Here is a 1,092-nt window from a genome sequence, read left to right as displayed (position 1 = left end):
GCTGGCTCAGCCAGTTGCGGTTGATGAAGAGTTCGGCTTGGACAACCAAGGTTGGCAAGAGTCGCAAGTGGACATTCAGCAGCAACTTGAAGCAGGTTTCCAACAGGGGCTGCAACAAGGTCATGAAGAAGGTTTACGCCAAGGCATCGAGCAAGGTAAGCAACAAGGCTTGCTCGATGGCCAGAAAGAAGGCTTTCAGAAAGGATTTGTTTCTGGTGAACAAGCTGGTAAGCAAGGCTTTTTAGAAGCGGCGAAGCCAGTTAATGACTTGTTCCAAGCCTTGTCTCGCTGGCAAAGTGAAAAAGAGCAGCAGCAACGCCACATGATTTGTGAGTTGGTACAGAAGGTGGCTCAGCAGGTGATTCGTGCCGAGCTTACTCTGATGCCACAGCAAATTCTGGCGCTGGTGGATGAAACACTGTCTGCGATGCCGGGCAAAGCGGAAACCGTGACGGTTCATCTCAATCCACAAGATCTAGAACGCATTACGCACATTAACGCGGATCTGCCTAAGTCTTGGAAGCTGGTTGCCAACAACGAACTGCCAATTGGTGGTTGTCAGTTGGTGACGGATGATGCGGAAGCAGACGCCAGTTGTGATTCACGCTTAGAGGCGTGCATGGACAACGTAAAACAGCACTTGTTAGACGAAGTCAGCATTCCACAGGTTGAGTCTGAAAATGAGTAGTACATTAAGCCACGAACTATTAAGTGAGCGTTTGAGCGATGCATTAGCATCGCTTGATTCTATTCCTGTTGCGCGAGTAACCGGACGCTTGATTAAAGTGAACGGCTTGATGTTACAAGCGGTTGGATGTCGTTTTAAGCTTGAGCAACGTTGCTTAGTGGAAACCGCCGAAGGCGATATGATCGAAGCACAAGTGGTCGGCTTCGATCATACCGTTGCGTACTTAATGCCAATCCGCCGTTTAGGCGGTTTGTTTGCCGGTGCGAAGGTGATCCCATTAGACGGCGACAGTACCGTGCAACTCAGCTCTCAGTGGATGGGGCGCGTGGTGAACGGCTTAGGCGAGCCATTGGATGACGGCATGCCGCTTAAAGGAGGCGATCGTGTTTCACTTGAACCTAAAC

At 50.4% G+C, this 1,092-nt stretch carries 1 protein-coding gene and 1 pseudogene; both read left to right on the top strand.

The features are described from left to right. Position 1 precedes the first annotated feature (1 nt). Positions 2-688, top strand: a complete 687-nt coding sequence (gene fliH, locus R8O70_RS26055) for a flagellar assembly protein FliH (RefSeq protein ID WP_031842910.1) — start codon at positions 2-4, stop codon at positions 686-688. Next, positions 681-1,092, top strand: a pseudogene (fliI, locus tag R8O70_RS26050) (flagellum-specific ATP synthase FliI); the annotation flags it as partial. The gene fliH and the pseudogene fliI, both read left to right, overlap by 8 nt.

The sequence above is a fragment of the Vibrio sp. 779(2023) genome, from assembly GCF_033344285.1.
Classification (GTDB): Bacteria; Pseudomonadota; Gammaproteobacteria; order Enterobacterales; family Vibrionaceae; genus Vibrio; species Vibrio alginolyticus.
The sequence above is the reverse complement of the archived record's forward strand: the minus strand, read 5'-3'. Positions and strand labels throughout refer to the sequence as shown.